The organism is Herbaspirillum sp. SJZ107, from assembly GCF_006715485.1.
Classification (GTDB): Bacteria; Pseudomonadota; Gammaproteobacteria; order Burkholderiales; family Burkholderiaceae_D; genus Telluria.
On record NZ_VFNH01000003.1, the window covers coordinates 301136 to 322111 of the forward strand.

Sequence of the window (20976 nt, forward strand, 5' to 3'; positions counted from 1 at the left end):
TAGTTTATTCCGTATAATCGGTTTCAAGCGCCAAATTGTTGTAGGCAGCCAAGGTTGTTGGGTTAAGCGCCTTGATCGAGAACTTACCCCGGAACTCATCATCCATCCTTAGGGCAATCTGCTTGCGCTGACCAGGCATCAGGGTCACGGTCCGCGTCGCTGGATTTACGTCCCCACTTGGGCGCGGCTCACCCACCACATTACCTTTGCTATCCTGCGCTTCGAGCAGAATCTCCACGCTTGTGCCTTGGGAAAACATATCGTCGGCAACTAGTGTCACTTCGATGACTGGCAATCGTGTAGTTATTCGTTTGGCGCCATTTTTATAGCTCAACTCCACCACCACCTTGCGTATTTCCGCATTGGTGGCGGTATCCAAGCGTGCAACCAGCACAGGGACGACTGCCTCGGCCAAGGAGGCTCCGCCGTGGAAGTACAGATGCCCCGAGCGATAGGGTGCCATGCTGCGTGGTAAGGCCACTTGGTTGAAATTGCCGTGGATACCAACCTTCTCTGCACTAATGACCAAGTTATGGCTGTCTGCTGTGCCATCACCCAACATCATGCGATCATGTGCCGTCACAGGCCATTTGCCCTGCGGCTTAACACACACATCTCCGGCCTCGGCTTGAGCATTGAGGAAGAAGCCGTGGTCGGTCACGATAACTGCCTCCTTGAAGCCCATACCACGCAGCTTGTGTAGGGCGACTCGGATCAGCTTCAGCGTGCCAGGGATCAGCCCCAGGGTCGTTTCGGGATTGCTCTCAAGCTGGCTATCGATCTCTGTGGAGCGCAGCACCAGCAGGTCGACGGTCTCCGCAATTTTTGGTTTTCCGCGTACGAAATCGTTGAGCGGCATTTCCGTAAAGCGGTCTCCATAACGTTTGGTCAGGACGCTCATACGCTGCACGACGTTGCTGACAGTCGCCCCGTCGAGCTTCGGTACAAGTGAATCGTTCTCCAGCGACAGGGTCAACCCTGTGCGCGCGCCAGGTAGCAAGCTGGCCATACCCACCAGAGTGATGGTGGGCAGCTGCGCATACGCTGCTTGTAGCTCGACTGGCCCGTCTTCCGCCAGCAATTTTTCAAGAGCCACGCCCAACTCATACCGCAGGGCGTCCACCATGAGGTAAGCCACCTTACGGCCATTTTCTTTAAGGCGATCAGTCACAAGGCGATCAAAAGCGTCGGCATTCGCAAACCGCCCGGCCGGCGGCCATCCCCCGGACTCGACGTGTTTCATAAACACGCTCTGGACCTTTTCAACCAAGCGTCGATAACGTGCGCGCGCTTGGCTGATCACATCGTGCATTAAACCGTGCTGGTCCAAGAAGTCACCTGCAGCCTGCTCGAACTCACGCTGCAAGCGGTCTGCTTCACGCAGGCTGCTCAGGTAGAAGTCAATTAAATCTGCTTGCGAGCGAGCGTGGTCTGGCAACTGCCGCTCAAAATCCTCGCAGGCTTCAACCAGACTCAGACTTGACCGCACCAACTCCCACTGAGCCTGACTTTCGCCCTTACCCAGCCACACGGAGCTCCTATGCCGGGTCAGCACCTGACGTGCGGCATCCGTTTCGCCGGTAACGATGGCCTTGATCGCCGTGCGCAGAAAAGTCCGCTCCTCAAAGGGGAACGTATCGCGTTCGCCGAGATCGTCAATTGCGCCGCACAGGTCGGTCAAATTGAGATTCGCTTCAATAGCTTCAGCCCGCTCAATATAAGCAGCAAGTGCCTTGGGATCGCTGCGCAGACGGTCACACACATCCTCAACGATAGGTCTGGCTTCCATCGGTGCGTGCGGCACACCCTTCAGGGTGTCTGGCAGCGCCACCGGTAAGTCAAAGACGAACTCACTAAACAGCACATAACGCCATAGCTCATCTGCCAGCGCAGACCAAGCAGTACTGCGCGTTTTGACGCTAAGGCCTAAAGTGGCGCGCAGGAAGTCACGCGCCTCTTGGGCCCAGCCTTCTTGTCTGTTGAGAGCTTCGGTTTGGTTAGGAGTCGGTGCTAGAAGCGCGGCGAGAATTTCGCGTCCCGATTCCACATGCAGGGTTGCTCGCAACTGGGGCCAGTTCACGCCTCCACCGATAGCGTCAATTACTGCGAAGGTTGGCCCAGAGGGAGATCCGGCGAACACTTGCCGAATCTCGGTAGCGTGATCCGGCCTGGCGCGCAAGCAAAGGCTCAGGTATTCGTCGCCATCGTCTTGTGGGAACACCGCGCCACATTCCCCGTACAGGGCAAACGGGTCAGCCTGCTTCTGCTCATCGGTTTCAGGCCGCTGGGTCGGTACATAGACCAACACTCCTTCGAGGAGAGCCTTAGGCTGCCCGACCTCGCGGAGTGCCAGCAGGGCTGCCTCGCGACTTTCTATGCTGCTTTCCGACGCGTCGATGACGCACACCTTGTCTGCCGCCAAGTCGAAGCATTGCTCACGGTAGCGCCTATCGGCGTCGTACACCACTAAGCAGCCGGCTTGCTTCAGACGCGGCCGCAATACACTCTCTCGGATGAATTCTGCAATGCTCATACTACTGCCTCCGCATTTGCTGTGCTTTTGATCTGGTGCGTTTGCCACAACGTTTCGAGTGTCGGGTTATTTCCATCAGTAAGCGATGTCATCGCCCTAACTACCAAGTTAGCTCGATCCCGCAAGAATTCGTTGAAATTAGTCGCCAGCTTCTGCTTGAACGCTGCACCTTCCACGCCTGCATAGTGTGCTTTCGAAAGTAGATCGAACGAAATAAGATGAGACTTCAATCTCTCCCGCACGACACTCTCATCGGCCCAGTCGATACGTTCCTGCAGATACTCTAGCGGATCTTTTCGCCCCAGCATTCGATTGGTCTTCCATGTGATCAAGGCACAGTTCAGTGCCAAGTAGCTAGGTATTTCAGCCTCTGCAAGCAGGGCGTCTGGAAACACATGGTGGTACTCACGGTTCTGAATACTGTCGTAGGTTGCCGACTTGTGGTCTGCAAAGTCGATTGCACCAAAGTACGTGGTCACCGCCAAAATTGCACGTGCCTCAATCCCAGCCCCCTTTGGCCATCCAGCTGCCATCAACGAATCGACATCCGCCAGCGGGTATTCCAAACGATTAAGCACAGGCACCGTGGGCAGATCCGCATCGGTAAACACTGGGTTCCTCAACAGCGCCTTGAGTGCTTTAAAGTCAGAAAATGCCCTTGATGCCGCTGTATTTTCGTACCGGTCGGTGAAGAATGCGGACCACAGGTAGCGACGAAGCAGCTTTTCTGCTTTGGCTAGAAAGTCGCCGTCTTCCGGGATCAGCTCGTACGCTGCAGCTATCACAGCGAGTACGGCATTAGTCGGTAGTCGAGCTTGATCAAATACACCCTGGCTCTCTAAAAGCGACGCCATACGTTCAACGCCACGCTCGAGCTTTGGCCAATTGACCAGAAGCTGTTTTTTATCCATCTCGATCATGCCCCTCGTATTGGGCAGCTTTTCCTGCAGCAGTGCCGACGTGGACAGGATGAGGTCAGATACATCGCCGTAGCGCCCAGCTTTCGGGCATTTATCGGTTAGACTGGCTTCGAGCGCGTGAAGGGACTTCTCAGCCACGCTTTCTACTTCCGCCACGATGATGTCATAGAGTGACAATGGCTTGCTGTTGGTGTTCATGTTGATGAAGACCTGCAAAGCTACATCCTTGCTGGTATTAGCCGGGAGCGATAAGTATGGTAGGTTGAAATGGGTTACGCGTTCGCGTAGCACCGTGATCTCAGCCTTTATCGTGGCACGCATCTCCATGTATGCCCTGTATTTGGCGAGCGCTTGCGGATCATGATCAGTGGGCTCCAGCGACTTGGTTGCGTCACTCAACCAAAAATCGATCTGCGCCGAAAGATCGCCGGGTTTCAATAGCGATACCGGGATCAATCCCCGCTCGAGGCACTTCGCCGGTTCTTCAGCCCAGCGGGGCATACGTAGCTCGTGGTTGTTAACCCAGCGGGGGATGCAACGGATTTCCACTTCGGCACCAGACTTGCTCTCGCTCCGATCAAATTGCGGCAAATAGACAAAGAATGTTTCCCATTCGTAGTTGTTTTGCATCGAGCGCCAAAACGCTGTCAATCGTTGCTGACCATCGAGCAAATGTTGTGTCACTGTGCCTGCGAACACGGGTTCAGCAGTGGAGATATAGCGGGACTCGAATTTCTCCTGTCCAGCCACCTCCAGCGCCAACGTTACGCCTACCGGGAGGTTATTGATAATAGTGTTCAGGAAGCTACTAATTCGTCCCCGATCCCACGCCTCGAAGCGCTGAAAACGCGGGAGCTTAACCATGCCCTGTTGGATATGTTGGAACCAGACGCCCAGGGTTCTGTCCTGCGCCTTGCTCGACTGCTGCATGATGCTCATTCACCGCCCCCCGCTTTCTTCTTACCGCGCGCCTTCTTGGGTTGAACCTCCGGCTCGATGTACAACTCCTCCAGACCATGTGCGATAGCCAGTGACCTGTCAGTCTTACACTTCTCCCGCACGCTTTCCGGCCAGTAGTTCATGGCTAGGTGCGCCCAGTGGTAGTCGCCTTTTTCCAGCTTGGCCCATGTATCCTTGAGTACCTTCTGCCATGGCTTGTGGCGAAACAGCGGCCACAACGGTGCTGCACTAATCTGCACGCCATCGTCGTGATTGGGCTTGTAGGTAGGCGCGAGCCTGAGCAGGGTGTCGCGCAGTTCGATCAACTCCAACTCGAAAGCTTGCAGAGTTTCGAACTGCTTCTCGTCATCTCGGGCGCGCCCCGATCCCTTATTGCGCAGCGTCGCTACATCGCCGCTGACCTGCTTAAGCTTGGGCTCGACGAAGTCGTTGATGGCGGTGTACAGCGTCTGGCTCGTAAGGCTGGGGTAGTAGATCCACAGCGTGTAGTTCCCGGACGTCGTGCTCAGCGGCCAGTAAATGGGCGCCTTACGGCGGCTCTTAGAATAGCGCTGTAGATGAAAAGCAAAGAAGTCCCGCTGCAGCCAGCGACGGACGTCGTCGGGAACAGTGACATCTACCCGGGCAAGAACTTCCTCAATCAAACGCACGAGGTCGCAAGGGTGTCCCTGATCATCCACCAGGATGCCAGAATGTGCAAGAAATGGGCTGGATTCATCCGGCAACATTCCAGGACTCTTTGCCGGCAGAGCAGAGAAGGGGTCTGGCTCCGGTGGAGCCTTGCGTTCTCCAGTAGCCAGACGCCAATCGAAGCGACCAAAAACCACGCCCCCAGCCCAAGAAAGCAGTGCATCCGCCGGAGGTGCTTCAGCTTCGACGATCTCAGTTTCATCATCCTCTGCGTCGTCTGCAGGTGCTTGTTCTCCAGCACTTTGCCCCAATGCTGCATGACGGTCCGCTTCAGTAAAGTCGTAGAGATCAAAGGCAATGTCATTAATTTCGCGTTGTATCTGGAGAAGTTCAGTCTCAATTGCCCGGCGATCATAAGTATCTGTACGCGAGCGCAGAACAATCGGCAGCAAGAAGGCGTGGGATGTCTCTTCAACAGTGTCGAGTGTTCTTTTTAGAGACCAAGCACGTCTTGCAAGCGAGGCTAATGTGTAACGTGTAGCGCTACTCAAAGCCGGAATAGGGGTTCTCTGCATGACTCCGACTTCATAAGAACCAAAGGCAACCTGGAGAGACACCAGTAATGCGAATGAACTGCTGTTTAATACCGCTAACAATGCCAGCAATTCTTCAGGGTCATTTCTGTCTAGGAATGCAGCCGGCCCTTTATCGGCGAAAATACATCTGGCTGGCATTGCACGCATGCTCAACCCTCCTTGGGTACGGCGCGGCCAAGTGAGGCCTGGGCGCATGTAGTACTGGGGATTCTTCGCAACAAACTCGGCGTTTCCATTAAGGTATGGGTAGCGCTGACAGATGCCCGCTTTTATTTCCGCCCCATTAGCCCCCCAATTAGTGAGCAAATAGACATCGGCATAAAAGCGAGAGAAAGCTCCGCCTTTGGCGAAAGCGACCCAGTGAGAGCTTTTTGACTCCCACCAGGCGCGAACAAATCGAAAGTCCTCAGCCGTTGTCAAACCTTGCCGTGCGGTTCGTTCAATGTCCTCTAATGGACGAAGTGTTACAAATACATTACGAACGGCGTCACTGACCCAATATGCAAATGGTTTACCGGGAACAGCGTCAAACGATTCTGCTGGAATATCAAAATGTCGAGGGTCTGGGTCGCCCTTACGCAGGCGCGAGCAGGCTGTTGCAAGTGCCCCAGCTTTATCCGCTTCCGTCAACAACCGCAAAAAATCAGTCATGCTCGTTTCTCCAACACGTATGCTGCAGCTTCAACCATTGCGTCATCCATTACTCCTAAGCCGAGATCCGCGACAGCTTTTGGCTCAGAGAGACCAAGCACAACCTCTTCCCTCCACTTACGATAATCGGACAAATAGAAGCAGGCACGCGATGTAATTGCACCAAGCCTTCCTCCCCCGCGAAGCAGACCCAAGCCCCGCTCAACAAAAATGGCAAGTAAATCATTTTTGCTACGCGGGAAAGCCTTGGTGAGTTGTGCTTTCGTGCCTGCTGCAAGTGCCCCGAAAGGCGGATTCATCACCACGACGTCGAACACCTCACGACACAAATCAATGAGTCGGAGGCCCTGCAACGCATCCTGAGCAAACAACCGCCCCTGATAGGTGGATTTCGCAGCCTGGGCAAAGTCGGTAAGAGCTTCGCGCAGGCGCGCCTCGGCCTGCTGCCAGTTGTCTCGCTCCTGTTGCGCAAATAAGTCAGTCCCCTTGCCCACATAGACCTGGCGAATCAAGTGCGGCAGGTCCTGTTCAACCTGAAGCAGCACGCCCAGTTCCGGCAGCCCCTTGAGCAATTGCAGAGTCTTCTCAAACAGCTCCGCATCGCTCCGGTCCAGGTTCGCCGCGAACTGTTGGCGTAATTCGCGCTCTGCCGGTGGCGCAATGGCCGCAACCACATGCCCCCTTCCGAGCAGCGGACGGTCTTTAGCTCTGACGCCAGCGTCGTGCCAAGCACGTTGTGCCCGCAGCCATAGCGCCAACGCGGCGATCTGAGCGGCACGCGGGTCGATGTCAACACCGTAGATGTTGTGCTCGATGATCAGGCGTGGCAGGTCGCGCAGGAATTCTGCCTCACTTCCGTAGGTCTGACGCAGCGGCTTGAGCACCGCCTGAGGATGGGTGGAGACATCCAACGAGCCAGGCCCATGTTGGTCCTCCCAGGCCCAGGCCTCGCGGTAGATTTCGACGAACAAATCAAATGCATAAAGGCCGAAGTGCATGGATCCGCAGGCCGGGTCTAGAAGTTTGAGCGTGCGCGGATCGCGCAGCCTGGTAGCTGCCTGAGGCGTTTCATCGGGCTTGACCAGCAGATACTGGCAGCGCTCCCGCAGATGAGTCTCGCCGCCACACGCGTCAAACCATAGACGCCCTAAGGTGTTGTCAACCAGGAACTCGACCACGTAGCGCGGAGTAAAGAACTGGTTGCGCACCGCTAGCTCGCGGCTGTTACGCGGCGCTTGCGAGGCATCCCGCATAGCCTTTCGTTCCTCTTTCGAATTGAAATACTGGTAGATCCAGCCAATGGTTTCGTCCTCGCTCCATAGTAGGGCGATGTCGGCGTCGTTGATCAGGTTCAGCACCTGCAACAGGGCGACCTCACGCGGAAAGAGCCGTCCTTGCGGCGAGTAGCGGTCAAAAAGGCCCGGCAGGTCTTGCGCAAGTTCATCGAACACGCTGAACAGGTACACTCGGTAGGCATCCCCCGTTTCGCCTAAGGCAGTGCCGACCAGGCGCGCGTAGAGTTGAAATCCCTTGGCCTGGAATCCATTTCCCACCGATTCAACTAACAGGCCACGCGCCTCCGCCATGCGGAGCGCGGCCAAGCGATTGAGCACGGTAAACGCTTGCTCGCGCACAATGCGATCGAGACCCTGTGCAGCATTTAGGTCGCCACTGGCTGTATAGTGCGCCAAGGTGGCGCGCAGGATGCGGGCAGTCTCGTGCTGAGCATCATTGATATGGCGTAGACTGGTGAGTTCAGCGACATTGCCCGAATTCGGGTCCATGCCGCAGTCGTTCTGGAGCTGCCGGGTAAATTCCTCTTCCAGCACACGGCGGGCGTCATTGACAAAGCGTTGCAGGCGGTTTCTTGTAGGTTGGTCGAAAGCCATTAGTCAATTCCTATTGTTCTGTGACCGGCGCTTGCCAGTCCTGGCCAAAGTGAGTGCGCAAGCTCTCGATCACTGTCGGTAAGGTGCCCTCACAGGCCACGCCAAGGTAGGTCGCCGCCCTGGTAGTGCCGACGTACAAATATTTGTCGAACAGCGCCGGGTGCTTTGCCGCGAGTTGGTCAATACCGATGAAGAAAACCGCTTCGAACTCCAGCCCCTTGATGTGTTGAATATCAAACACGCGCACATTGCTCTCCTGGCCAACGACCTGTCCCTCGCGACAAGCAACGACCTGGATGTTGTGCTCGACCAGTGCTGCATTCAGTGCATCAGCTAGGGGCGCGACATCGTCTTCGCTGTGCACGAAGATAGCGGTAGACGGCAACTGACCGACAAAACGCTCGATTTCTCGAATGCGATCTGCCAACCAACCAACCACGACATCAGTGCTTGCGGCATGTTCCTTCAGTGCTGGCGCTACGCCGGCACTGTCCACGTGGGCAGGTAGGCTGATATTCTGCTCAGTGCCGCCCACCACTTGAATCATGGCGCGAGCCAAATCGTTCAGTTGCTTGCTCTGTCGATAAGAGACCGTGATCTCCTTGATATCGAAGTCCGCAAAAACCCATTTCAAATCGGTAGCCGAGCGCGTGCCCCAGGTCGTGAGGCGCTGGTTGAAATCGCCACAGGCAAAGAACGAGCGCAACCGTGGATGGGATAGCGCGGCCATACAGGCAAGTTGAACGGGGGAAAAGTCCGTCGCTTCATCCACTAGAATCTGATTTCGGTAGTGGCCAAGGAACGGCTGAAGCGAGGACCAAGCGGGGTTATCGATGTCACGCAGAACATTGGCACGACTGATTAGATCGCCCGCCGCGCGCAAAATTGCGAGCAGCACAATGTCGAGCTCGAGGGGATGAATATCCCGGGCCTCGAAGCCATCGCTTTGGTACCAAGCTCCAGTTTGTTGGCGTTCGCGTCGGAATGCCCGGTAGCGCTTGGGAACACCATCAAGGTATCGTTTGACAGGGTTCGCAAAGCGGCGGAGGTTTGCCTGCACCAGCAGGCTAGGACCTACTTCTGCGTAGTCCATCTCTGTTAGGCCACGATCGCGAAGCCACTCGATGATCTTGCCATTACGGGACGACTTACTGACTGCCCGCTTGGATACAACTGCTCGAGCTTGCGCGCGCATAGCTTGCATGTAAGCGTTGGCTGCTGCGGCGCGACCAGTGCGCGGTGCTGCGGAGTCGTCGTCTTCATCCACATCGAGGTCGTCTTGCTCGTCGGTGTCCGGTGCTTGTGCATGTTGCAAGCCATCGATGAAATGTGCCAACTCATCGACGAATGATCGGTTGCGATTGAGTTGCAGGTTTAGCGAGGCCTTGATTTTGTTGTCGGATGCTTCCTTCAAACTGGCGGCGAGTGCTTGCACCTTAGGAAGCTCTGCTGCCAGTGATGCGAACGTAGAAGCCAACGAGCCGTCTGCCGTTTGCCCCACGATGCTTTGGAATCGTTCCCCCAGACTTTGTACTGCCGGCGCCGTGGCCTCGCGGAGCATAGTGGCGGCTTCATGCAGTTCTTTCGCATAGAAACCGCGCTGCCACATGTTGAAGTCATCAAACCAATGAATGGGACGATCTTGCGCCTCTGCACGCAAGCTTGGCAGATTGTCCTTTAGAACAAAGGTACCGCCGCCCGTGGTTGTTCTCAGCACACCGAATGCCTTCCTGGCCAACTCTCGCCGGTATTCATGCCAAGTTTTAATTCGCTGATCGGAGGCAGGAACGCCTTCGCGGGCAAAAGCCTCCTTGAGATATTGCTTGAGCAACTCAGTAGGCGTGAACATCAGCCAGCTGTTCGCGTGTGTGACGCCTTGCGCCGTGCCCAACATCTCAACCACGCGCTGTTCGTCTTCATCTAGAAAAGCGCTGTCGAGCTTTTGGCCTAAGCGGCGAATCAAGGTCGTGGTCTTGCCCGTACCCGGAGGGCCAAGGATCAACAGACGTTTGTCGAGAGGAAGGCGGAAAATCTCGTCCTGGTACTGATCTAGAACGGGCTGATCCCGCAGTCCCATCTTAGTGATGACGCTACGGCGCACGCCGTCAATGATATTGGATTTAACAGTCTCCTCGGCCAGCAACTGGCCAAGGATGTCTTCAGTGAGTTCGTCGACGGCGACCTTCGTCAACAGCTCACGCAGCGACTCGATGGTTAGTGGGCCGAAATGCTCAGCCTCAACCACCGTACCGATGGAATCCCAACCGTTGACGAGTGCGGCAGGCCTAAGTTGGGTGCGCTCCAAAACCTCGACAACTGAGCCGTTAGGCAATGTAAATTCGGCCCCGATTGCTAAGGAGGCCAAGCGGCCGACTGGTGCGCGATAGCTGGCGAGATTTGGGAAACCCGAGACCGGCGTGGTACGGCAGATGTAATAGGTGCGATTTTCACCTTCCTCGTCCAATACGACAACACGAGCAATCGCCGGCTCGCCTGCCAGTATTTGGTAGCTTTCGCGGTTTTCCAGATTAATTTGATCCAGTTTATGAATCGCGGCTCTGGACGCCATCGTGTTAATGCTCGCCAACGAATCAGCGCCGAGAGCGCGCCCATCGCGAAGTTCACTCTTGGCCGCAGAAGCAATGCTGTTGAGTTGAGCTAATGCTTCATCTGCGACCAGTCTCAAGTGTTGGTTAGACTCGGCGGTCAATTCCATTGTCATCCCCCTTTTTGCTCTTTTTCGATAATTTTTACCGCGCGCCACCCAGTTTTGCCCTGCTTGTTGGTTCGTTTAATGGCTAAGCAAGTCACGTCGTATTGCTGCCCCGGAGCGAATGTCTTAGCTAACTCCGTAGGCACAAAAACGTCTTCTGGAACGGCCCGGATGAAAGCGAAGTCTTTCCCCTCGGATCGCCGCAAACTGCCAAGCAGTGTTTCACACAAGCCTGGCAGTGACTTTATTTCCGTCAGCCGCCAGTCTGCGGGCAGTCCCTGCTGCTCGGTGCATCCAACTTCTACAATCGTGCCCGGCGTTAGGGACGCCACCTTAGGGAATTTGCGATGGGAAAGCCCGAAACCGGTATCGTGTGCGGTTACAACGTAACTAAGCGCTTTTTCAGCATTGATGTGGTCGATGACACCCTGAACATAAGTAAGGCTTTGGCGATCCAATTTTCTTAGCATGGCCCTTGCGTCGTCCGCCACATCGGGCAAGCGCTGCATGCTGTTGTTGGTTACCGCCTGCTGGTACCAGCCACTACTGAGCAGCTGTGCCAATTCCTGAGGGATTCTGTAGCCATGCTGTTCTCGAAAGTAAGCTGCCTGCTGAGTTTGTTGTGCGGCTTCGTTGTAACGCTCAGCGAGGGAAAGTCGTTGCGCCAAGTGAATACGGACCTTTGCTACTTCTTGTTCTTCACGCGCGAGTTGTGTTGCATACGCGTAGCACGTCAGTGCATCTTCAGGTCGTGACGCCTCTAGGATTTCTCCCAGTAGCGCCCAAGGCCAAGCAGCTTTGGATTGTCGATGCAGCACTGGTACCAAGCGCTTGGTCGCCTGTTCTGCTTCGCCATAGGCGAGATGCAATTTGCTTTGATAGTAGTTGAGCCATTGATCGTTAGGCTCGGTCTGCAGTGCCTGGGCAAGAATGCCTTTACCCCACTCTACCCAACCCGGGTTCGCCTGAGCCTCATTTGCACCTGCCGCGGCTTCCCGGCAGATGGCACGTATGAAGCGCTTCTTTAGACTGTCGATGGATTTTCCCTGATCATTGACGAACGGCTTTTTATCGTCGTCGGAAAAGTCGTCGACACCAGCCCATCGTGCAAAGCCAAGAAATTCGCGCCAATCCTTGGATGCTACGCATGCAAGACGAAGCATTTGCGAGAAAGTGCTATCGCCTCGCAGTAAGTTACCCACCCGCGCAAACTCACGCATGTAGGGCGATAGCTGGCCCGATAATGCAGTGTGTGAAAGTTGCTTTGCCTCGTAACGGTCGATGAGGATTTTTGCGTGGTCATACAATGCCCAGGCATAGGCGCGCAGAAACCAGACGTCATCGCTGTTCTGTGGGTACTCGGCGCGCGCCATTTTTAGGGCATCGGCAGCGCGCCTCTGCTTGCGCAGAGCAAATATTTCACTTGTGCTCATTGCTGCTTCTCCTGATGGGCAAGCATCAGGCGCTGCACTTCATCGTATAAACCGTGGCTATTGCCAGGGCCACCAACTTCCTGAGCAGCCGTCCAGGTAGAAGAGCCGTCGTAGGTGAAATCGATATCGCCCCTGCGGTAAGCATCGGCAAAACTTACCCGTAAGCGATAAGGCATGGATTTATGCCCAGCACGCCGTATGGCCGAGCTGCTCAAGGCCACATCCAAACGTTCAAGAAACTCCTGAATAAACTGCTCAGGCTGCCCCGAATATTGCTGATTTGAAAGCGCATGAAGAGAAGTCAGCGCGTCATTAGCTAACTGGCTATCAGATAGCGCACCAGGAGCGGTGTCTGCGCGGCCTATGCGATATTTCTTGTCATAGTAATACTGCACAGTGGCGTGTCTGCCGCCCCGTACCAAAGTATAACGTTCACAATATTGCAAATGCTGGAGCTGCTCGATGGCAATTCCTTGAACCTGCCACGCCGAGCGCAGCTGACGATGCGTTAGTATCAGCTGTGCGGTTGCGGCCGAAAACGACAAGCGGTGCCAGTCTGGATCTGCACTCAAGTCCTCCTGGCGCGGCTGATTTGCGGTGGCGACGGCCACTGTCGACTGCGTCCAATCTATCCCGTTGAACGCGGTGAAATCGGGCGGATTAACCACTATGAGCTTCTTTGCTGCACGGGTAATTGCCGTGTAGGCCCAGCGGAAAAACGATGCGTTGCGAACACCCACCTGGCCTGCGAAATCAACAATTGCCGTGTTCCATTCGCCGCCCTGCGCCTTATGACAAGTCATCGCGTAGCCATACTTGACTTGAAGGGCGTTAAAGTAGGGATCCTGCCGAATAGCCTTTCGGAACTCACTCGACTTGGGGTGCAAGTTGGGATGACGCCTGCGGAAGTCGACTAACAATGCCCGCTGCTCTAGCGGAGAGAGCTCACGATGTGGAGAATCGAGCAGATTTTCCAACATAAGGCAGGAGGTCTGGATGGCAGTTCCATCACCGGCACGGTAGGCCACAACGACACCACGGAAACAGAGTTCGACTTGGTGTCCGCCCTTAAGGCTCACCGGAACTCTACTTGCTTCCGGGTCGACCTGAACGGCCTTGACCAGATCACCATTACTCAACAAATGCATGGTCGAGTTTCTGTTGACCAGCAACGTGTCACCTACCTGTATAGGCCGGTTTGCATCACCCCACAAGCGCTCACGGATGCTGCGGTTGTAATCGAGCGCCGTTGCGTTGGAATGCACGACCACAACATTCGAGTCCCTGCTCTGCAATCCTTGAACGATCAAGTTAGTTGCGTTGCTTGCATCGATCTGCTCGATATCTTGCGTATTAGGCCGTAGGGAGAAGGTATTGAACCGATTAGCAAGCAATGCATCGCGCAGCTCCGATGCGCGATCTAGAATGGCGCTGCCCTGTGCCTGACGCATCACTGTTTTCAGGTCGAACGAGCCAACCCGAAGCTTATATTCCTCCCTAAGATAGTCACTGGATAAGGCTGGTGATGAGTTCTCGCCGACTGGGGGAAGCTGAGCCGGGTCGCCAACAAAGAGCAGCTTCGTGAGATGGTCCGACGTACGGCCCGGCCGTCTCATCCGTGCGAAGGTCACGATGTCCTTCAGCAGTCGCCCAGAGCCGAATTGTATGAAGTCACCCTGGCTCTCCTTGTCGCCGACCATTGACGACTCATCGATGACAAAGAGCGACACTGAAGCTTCCTCCTCCTTCAGCGGGAAGATCATCCGCACTCCGGGATCATTGGCAGTTTCCGCTTCTTCGTTCACCTCGACCTGAGTCAACGTATAGATCGCTCGATGGATAGTCGAGCTTTCATATTGATTCGTACCGGTGATCTGATGAATCTTATTCCCAAGAATCCGGGCGGCTCGCCCCGTTGGCGCCAACAGGGCACACGAAAGATTCATCTCTTCCAACGTAGTGACCAGTTTGGCGACGAGCGTAGTTTTCCCTGTGCCGGCACTACCGCGCAGCACGAAGGCATCCTGCGCGTCGTCACGCAAAAAATTCGTAATGGCATCCAGCGCGGTGGACTGCTCTGGAGTCAATCGAATATCCCCCGCAGTCACCGCGCACCGTCGTTCAGGACAATCGTGATTTCGTTTTCCGCATACAGACTAAGCTGCGCCTTGATCTCATTGAGCTGCTGGATTAAGGCGTCGATCTCCGCAGCCGATGTCAACTTTACCGGTACCGTGATCGACTTCGTGAACTTAGCTGGACCTTGTTCGCCGACCATATTGCGCGCCTCTTCGATACGCTGACGCAGACGTTCCTGACCTTGACGCTGTATCGAGCGTTTCAGCTCTTCCAGGGTGCTATTGATGTCGTAGTCGCGGGCCAACAATTTTTTGAGGCCGACCAAGTCCTGAGTGGCAGCCAGAGAGAGACTGTCCAAGCTACTGACGGCGTTGCCGCGCTCTTCCTGCGTGAGCTCTTCCCACTCGGGGATGCGCTGCAGGTCCTCAACACCTTCCTTCAAGCGCAGCTTCTGCTGCTCAGCCAAGCTGATAACAGCATCGCGCACGCGTCCCTTTAGGTGGGTGAGCTGCGAATTGAAGTCGGCAGTATGTTTGTAGAAGTCCTCTTTGGACAAGCGCTGCGCCAGGCTATCCAAGTCTTCAGCGACCTCCTTGCGTAGCTCACCCGGTACGCCAGTATTGGGCAAAGCCTCGATATCGCGGCGATGGGCTTGTAGCTCTCGCAGGGTCGCGTCAAGACCGTTGTCGAGCACGCGCTTTGCCTCAAGCGCCCACTTGAGATTGTCGTAAAGGGCAGAGGTCTCGGCGCCCAGACGTTGAGGGGCATCGGAGGCATCAGTGAACAAGACGTCGGCAATGTCCTGATTCAAGGTTCGGACCAGGTCGCCGCCCGCGAGCCCGAGACCATTGAGTTTTTCAGCTAAAGACCCGTAGTCGTGCTGGAAGCGGGGAAAGTACTTCGCTGCTGCTTTACTAATCTCTTGCTCTAGCGGAATGACCATGTCGCCGACCAGTTCAGAGAGTCTCTCTGCCGCCCGTCCGAGCATCTCGATGGACGGACGTTCATCTCGCAAAGCGACGCCAGTCTGCTTGAATGAGTTGTTGGTCTTCAGCGCATCGATCGCCTGCAGGCCAGCGGCAGTGACCTCGCGCCCCGACACCTTGAGCTTGATCTCACCGGCTATAAGCATGGCGGCGACAATGTAACGCGTAGTGTCGGGCGACCAGCCGAACGGGTCACTGCTGAAATCGTCAAGCAGACGCTTCCCGTCAACCGTACCGCGTTTGTCGATGTAGTCACGAATGCTGATCATCGCCTTATGATCGGTCTTGAAGGATGCACGACCCGCCACGGTTTGCACCAGACCGAGTGGGTCCAGGCTACTTCCGATGGCTGCAGGATTGGCCACCTTCAAAAACTTCTCGGCAGTATCTGTTGCCACCCGCACGGGAGCTTCGGCATAGCGGTCGAACACTTGGTCAGCCACATCGGAAAGCAGCTTTTTGGCTGCTTCCAGCAGGTCGGCATCCAGAGCAGATACCGCAGTAGCTTGGCCACGGAAGACAAATGAACCGGTCTGCAGGGTTTGCTTGATCTTGCTCTGTAGTTGGGTGGCGAGCTTGGTGGCACGCTCAAGCTGGATGGTGCAGTAGTCCTTGACCTCTTGGTCAGTATCGTTTCGATGCAGTTCAGCGATGCGTTCACAGCGATAGATCTCGTTTGCAAAATCGTCGAGGTCAGAGTTGGACCGTGCCAACAATCCAATAACATTCCGTCCCGCTCGACTGCGGGAATCATCCAACGTCCGGTTCTTGGCGGTCTCGTAATCGCTGGCGGACACCAGTTCAACGACGGTTTGGATAGTGCTCTGATCACCGGCGAGGCTGGCGATGGCGCTACCAGTCTGCACCTTCAGGCCCGTTGCGACAGCCATCGTGCCGTGGAGGCTCACGCGAGGCAGCGGATCGAAGGACTCACGCAGCGCATCGTTGAAGATGCGCTTTACATCCACCGTGCGCAATGCAAGGGCACCACGCTCCTGCTCGATATCCCGCAGCTTCTCGCTAAGAAAGACGAGGTTACCATCCTTCTCTCCGAGCGGCACATACACATCGCCCAGCATTTCTTCCACAGCCTTCTTCACGGTGTCGAGCTGCGATGGGGCAGTGACAGATGGGTGCATCAGGCTCGCAACGTTCTGGACCGAAACCGGGAGGTTACCCAGGATCTGCAGAACGGCCACAGATTTGGCGATGTCCTTATGAAGCTGCGAGTCCGGGAAGCGAATCTGGACCTTGCCAACTGCCTGATGAATGGACGTGAAGGCACGGCGGATATCTTTCTCCAGTTCGTCGTAAAGCGTGACAGTGGTGGCAAGCCAGCCGACTGGCTGATCGGCCATGGCTTTGGAGCCCCCTTCACCTTTCAGAACGTCTTGGATCACTTTGATGGCAGAGCGAAGCCCGATGCCGCCGGTGGATTTGGCCAGAGCGCCCAGCAGGTGAAGCAGGATGTCGAAGTGAGCCGGCAGGAATGGATAGAGGTTGGTGAAACTCTCTTTGCTGAAGTCAGCGTCGTAATACTTGGCGTTTTGCAGCTTGGTGTTATGCCGCAATGCCTGGCCGTGGGAATCGAACAGTTTACCGAGCTCGGCCTCGCCTCCCGGCGATTTGCCGAGCAAACGACGGTAGCAAATTTCCTTGATGTCGCTTGATTCGAGGTCAATCTGGATCGGGAATCGATCCTTGAGCTTGTAGAGCTTGTCCGAATTCAGCGCTGCGCGCGGATCGTCTTCGGTAAGTGTTTGCTGCGCGGTGGAGATGATCCAGACCTTACCATCCCCCAACCGCTTGAGGTTTTTGGCGAGACCATCAAGGTTAAGGATCAGGTTGTCGCGCGAAGCAACGTACTGTCCCACCTCGTCCACGATGAAGACGATGTTCTGCTTACCGCTTTTCTCGCGGACAATGTCAATCATCTCTTGGACGCGCTGGTCTTCGAACTGGAAGAATCCCTCAGTGCTGGACGAAAAGGACTTAGTCTCCGGGAAGAGCGCGGGGTACATTTCGTGGGCGATCTTCGGGATCAACCCATCGATGGCTAACGGATTGTTTTGCACGCGCACCCAGGTTGCACCCGGCAACGCCTTGGCAATGCGCTCATGCAGCTCCGGCGTGCGGCCATCTTTCTCAACCATACGTTCAAAAGCAGCAACCTTGAGGTTGCGCGAATAACCGGCCCACTGGAGCACTTTGAAATAGAGGACAGTGGAAACGTCCTCCATCGTGGCGCCAGCAAGCATTTCACTGGCGAGATCCAGCATGACCACAGCAGCCGGGAAGCGCTGCGTCACTGTGCTCAGAAGAGCTCTAGTCTGTGGCCTGTGCAGACGATCCTGCAGGTACTTGATGAACGGCGTGCCGTCGATAATGCGTTGATCATCAAATGCCAACCCAAGGTACTTAGTAAACGAACTCTTACCGGAGCCGTAGAAGCCCGAGACCCACACACCGATCTCGTTCTCCCCGCCGGCCTCCATCGCCAGTTGCATGTTATCGAGGAGCCTGCGGAACTGCTCTTCAATGCTCTCGGTGACCACGTATTCCGAGATCTCAGCCTTCAGGCGGCCTTCCTGCGAAGCGCCGTAAGTGATGACCTTCTCGATGGTCCGGTGGATGTCCTTGCTTGGATCGAAAAGCGAGCGAATGGTCATAATTTGTCCCAGGTTCCTTTGTCTGTGTCAGCCGCCGACGTGGACGGACCGGTAATTACCGTCTTCCGGGTAAAAGCCGAGAAACTTCAAGCGCGTTTTTCCTGTCCGCACACCGGGGTACAGAAAAATCGTCGGTACGTGAAATTTGCCCTGGAGCTGACTTTCGATCGCGCCAATGCGCATAAATGGATGCAGCGCCTCGAGATCAGTTACCAAGAGCAGCGTATTCCGTTGCCCTTCGAGTGGTTGCAGAACATCCTCCAAGCGCTTCAACAGTCCGTTATCTGCCGTCAAGATATCAGCCAATGCTTTGTTAGTTCGCGGCCAATCCAACGGGGCTGATTTGTCTTCCATCACGCAGAGCGCCCAAAACGGATCGTCCTTGAGCAGCGCCCAGATTTGCTCTGTAATGGAAAACGTATGCACATCCCATCCTTCCTGGTGCAGCTTAGCCACCCAGGCAGGCGTCTGTCGTTTGACCTCGAGGATCTGCTCAGGCGGGAAGATCAGGTAGTAAATCGGCTCGAAGCTCGCATGGCCAAGCTCACGCCCATGCCGGATGCGTTCGCGCAGTTCGTCAAAATCAGCCTTGAGTGAGGACATCGCAAAGCGTCTCCATGTTTTGTAGTTTCCAGCTAATTCGAATCACATCACCCGCCGCTTGGACGATGAGTAACCCTTTCAGCGAAAGCCGCTTGATCTCTTCCAGCACGTCTTCACGTGCCAGACCAAACAGCTGCCAGTCTTCGTGTGTCAGCAGAGCATTGTCGCCAACACCAGAAAAATGCAGTTCGTAGGCTAGATAAGCGGCGACTGATGGTGAAATACGGAACGGCAGTATGCGTCGGCTCGAACGTAGTCCCCGCTCAAGCATTCCATAGTCGGCGCAGCATCCGGTCAGATAACCGGAGACGCGCCGCACTGTGGTTTCAGACCAGCGTTTAGCGGTCTTGCCGTCGTCAATACTACGCTCAACAAAAGTTCGAGCATCAGCATTAATAAGCTGGGTATAACCGCCTGCGTACCGAGCCCAATAAACCTGGCGAACAAAGTCACCGAGGATTGGGTTTGCTCGACTTGTGAACACAAGCATGAGCTGCGTGAGGTCAGCCGTTGAGATCGTCCCGGATAGCTGCTTAAGGTGCGTTGCCGGTGCGCCCCCCCCTATGAGATATCGCGGGGCGAAGCACTCAACAACGATATTACGGAGTCGGCGTGCAGTGACAGTCGGAAATCGACCTGATCCCAACGCGACCTGGTGCAATTGGTTCGCTGATATGCCGGGCAACCACAGGTCAAGCAGTGTCTTAGTCTCGTTGACGAGTCCGAGGCCTGCCTGCAATTGGGTTGTGTAGAACTTCTTATCAGCCACAGCTATCCAACAAGATAAGGATAAGTTTGAAAGTTTTGCGAGAAACCTGAGGAATAAGCACCAGCTATGGCGCGCAAAATATCAGCAGATTGAATATCTTTAATACTGCCAATAGCCGTTGGGCCTACGTTAAACGTCATGCCAGTGACCGCAAGCTTATCCAAAGCGCCGAGTGCCTCGTCTCTATTTTTTGGCGTCGGGCTAGCAAACTCACCAGTGCTATGTTGCACAAGCAGATGAAGATCCTGTTCGACCTCTTCCGGCAGGCGGAACAAATGGTAGCTACCGACATTTAAGTGCTCATCGTGAAGGCGACGTGCAGCCTCTAGCACACCGTGGTACTGAGCCAAGGCAGTGGTCTTGGAAAAAACCGGCTCCAAGAAGAGGCGACTCGACGCCTCATAAAAAGCCGTTGGCCACCAAGCAAAGTTCGCGCGCTCGCCGAGATATCCAATCAGGACGCGCAATTGCAGAAGTTTTGAAAGATATGATTCCGTCATCTCGTCTTATCCAGTAACTATTGCTTCATCGACAATCCGCACACGGTCAACTTTCGTCTGTGGATTTGCTTTCGTCAGCTGCACCAGACTTCACCCATGCATCAACGTCCAGACGCTGGAACTTCCAGAAACGCCCTACTCGATGAGCCGGCATCTCTTTTTTTGAGATCCATGCGTAGACACTATCCTTGCTAACTCCGAGATATTCAGCAATCTCCTCAACTGACAACCAACGGTCTGACATAGCGTTGCCTCATCAATAGGAATTCAGCCATGATCTCACGAAGATTGCCCAATGTAAATGGGATTTGACCGGATTAGATGGGATTACGAACGGCAAACATTTTGCAAAAACACAACAAGACACGATACTCAGGTAACGACCGGTTGCACAGCAAAGCTTAAGCAAATACCTGCGCAATGCCGCTTTAAAACTCAGCATTGCCGAAGCTGCGCCAGTGATCAAACAGGTTCGGGACACTCGACCGTGTACCTTACGTCCGAGGTGATAAGCCACACAGGCCGTATCGACATGTTCACGGCTTTGGCTGGCCAGCAAAGAATAAGGCGCGCATGGCGGAGCCACTTGCACAGCAAGCTGGCCACGTAACATGGACACTTCATCCCGAAAGTGTTCGACGTCTGTATCCAGCCGGGTCAGAGCAGCGGCTAGCGTGTCGCGCTCGCGAGCCAGAATGGTGAGGGTGTCGGAGAGTTGGGTAAGCGCCTGAAATAGCGAATCGTCCATGGCGGCAGTCTACGCTGGTGTCGAGCGACGAAAGCGCAGTCGACACATGCACTCCTAGCGTTACTTTCGCAGCTTCAGCCCAACCGCACTCCGCCCAGTCCCGGCCAATTCAGTCCGAGGATCACAAACAGTCGGGCGGTAATCTGAACGACCGCGCATGATGAAGGTGGATTGATGGGTGAGTTAGTCGGCGAGTGTTCTTTCTCCAGTTTTCTGCTTAGCCGTGTCTCCAGACGAGTCAGCTCATCCACCTTCACCAGACAGAGCTTGAGTTCGCAGTAGCAGAAAGTTAAGATG

The 20976-nt window shown here is 55.1% G+C and carries 13 protein-coding genes; all 13 read right to left on the minus strand.

What is annotated here, in order from left to right; all coding sequences use genetic code 11:
• Positions 1-4: 4 nt before the first annotated feature.
• Genes FBX97_RS19470 through FBX97_RS19530 form a run of 13 tightly spaced genes read right to left on the minus strand, consistent with a single transcriptional unit; the run spans position 5 to position 20679 of the window.
• Complete coding sequence (locus tag FBX97_RS19470; RefSeq protein WP_141835411.1) at positions 5-2533, minus strand: PglZ domain-containing protein; 2529 nt, start codon at positions 2531-2533, stop codon at positions 5-7.
• Positions 2530-4392 (minus strand): DUF262 domain-containing protein, encoded by a 1863-nt coding sequence (locus FBX97_RS19475; protein WP_141835415.1) that lies wholly within the window; start codon positions 4390-4392, stop codon positions 2530-2532. Before FBX97_RS19475 ends, FBX97_RS19470 begins: the two co-directional genes overlap by 4 nt.
• The gene (locus FBX97_RS19480; RefSeq protein ID WP_141835418.1) at positions 4389-6290 is read right to left on the minus strand and encodes a type II restriction endonuclease subunit M; all 1902 of its coding nucleotides are present in this window, start codon (positions 6288-6290) and stop codon (positions 4389-4391) included. The genes FBX97_RS19475 and FBX97_RS19480 overlap by 4 nt, the downstream gene beginning before the upstream one ends.
• On the minus strand, positions 6287-8179 hold the full coding sequence (locus tag FBX97_RS19485) for an SAM-dependent methyltransferase (protein ID WP_141835421.1): 1893 nt from the start codon (positions 8177-8179) through the stop codon (positions 6287-6289). Before FBX97_RS19485 ends, FBX97_RS19480 begins: the two co-directional genes overlap by 4 nt.
• 10 nt (positions 8180-8189) lie before the next feature.
• Entirely contained in the window at positions 8190-10895 is a 2706-nt protein-coding gene (locus FBX97_RS19490; RefSeq protein WP_141835424.1) for an ATP-binding domain-containing protein, read from the minus strand.
• Positions 10896-10897: 2 nt separating this feature from the next.
• A complete protein-coding gene (locus FBX97_RS19495; protein WP_141835426.1) occupies positions 10898-12325 on the minus strand; it encodes a hypothetical protein in 1428 nt (475 codons plus the stop codon).
• The gene (locus FBX97_RS19500) at positions 12322-14412 is read right to left on the minus strand and encodes an ATP-dependent RecD-like DNA helicase (protein ID WP_185748663.1); all 2091 of its coding nucleotides are present in this window, start codon (positions 14410-14412) and stop codon (positions 12322-12324) included. The genes FBX97_RS19495 and FBX97_RS19500 overlap by 4 nt, the downstream gene beginning before the upstream one ends.
• A gap of 17 nt (positions 14413-14429) precedes the next feature.
• Positions 14430-18059, minus strand: coding sequence for a BREX system P-loop protein BrxC (brxC, locus tag FBX97_RS19505; protein WP_141835430.1), 3630 nt, complete (start codon positions 18057-18059; stop codon positions 14430-14432).
• Between the two features lie 27 nt (positions 18060-18086).
• Positions 18087-18662, minus strand: a complete 576-nt coding sequence (locus FBX97_RS19510; RefSeq protein WP_141835432.1) for a BREX protein BrxB domain-containing protein — start codon at positions 18660-18662, stop codon at positions 18087-18089.
• On the minus strand, positions 18643-19431 hold the full coding sequence (locus FBX97_RS19515) for a BrxA family protein (RefSeq protein ID WP_141835435.1): 789 nt from the start codon (positions 19429-19431) through the stop codon (positions 18643-18645). Before FBX97_RS19515 ends, FBX97_RS19510 begins: the two co-directional genes overlap by 20 nt.
• Positions 19432-19433: 2 nt before the next feature.
• Complete coding sequence (locus tag FBX97_RS19520) at positions 19434-19931, minus strand: BrxE family protein (RefSeq protein WP_141835438.1); 498 nt, start codon at positions 19929-19931, stop codon at positions 19434-19436.
• Positions 19932-19977: 46 nt separating this feature from the next.
• Positions 19978-20175 (minus strand): helix-turn-helix domain-containing protein, encoded by a 198-nt coding sequence (locus FBX97_RS19525; protein WP_141835441.1) that lies wholly within the window; start codon positions 20173-20175, stop codon positions 19978-19980.
• Between the two features lie 12 nt (positions 20176-20187).
• The gene (locus tag FBX97_RS19530) at positions 20188-20679 is read right to left on the minus strand and encodes a hypothetical protein (protein WP_141835444.1); all 492 of its coding nucleotides are present in this window, start codon (positions 20677-20679) and stop codon (positions 20188-20190) included.
• Positions 20680-20976 lie beyond the last annotated feature (297 nt).